Below are 248 nucleotides of genomic sequence, written 5' to 3'. Positions count from 1 at the left end.
GGCTAAGGTCGAGGATGATCGCTTGGCCGTCCAGTTATGGGTGCAAGACACCGGCATCGGAATCAGCATCGCCGATCAGCAGCGGTTGTTCAGTGTGTTTATCCAGGGCAGCAATAACCAGCAGTCGGCACGTAGCGGGTCTGGGCTGGGGTTGGTGATCAGTCGCAGCTTGTGTGAAATGATGGGCGGCCAATTGCACTTGAGTAGCGTGTTGGGGCACGGGACTCGGGTGGACGTGACGCTGACCC

General features: G+C 58.9%; 1 protein-coding gene. It reads left to right on the top strand.

Annotation, left to right across the window (positions count from 1 at the left end; translation table 11 throughout):
- Positions 1 to 22: 22 nt before the first annotated feature.
- A partial coding sequence (locus AAEY72_RS15870; protein ID WP_352311610.1) for an ATP-binding protein occupies positions 23 to 248 on the top strand: 226 nt, incomplete at its 3' end.

The organism is Psychrobacter sp. W2-37-MNA-CIBAN-0211, assembly GCF_040309405.1.
Lineage (GTDB): Bacteria > Pseudomonadota > Gammaproteobacteria > Pseudomonadales > Moraxellaceae > Psychrobacter > Psychrobacter glaciei.
This window is presented reverse-complemented; position numbering and strand designations above follow the sequence as displayed.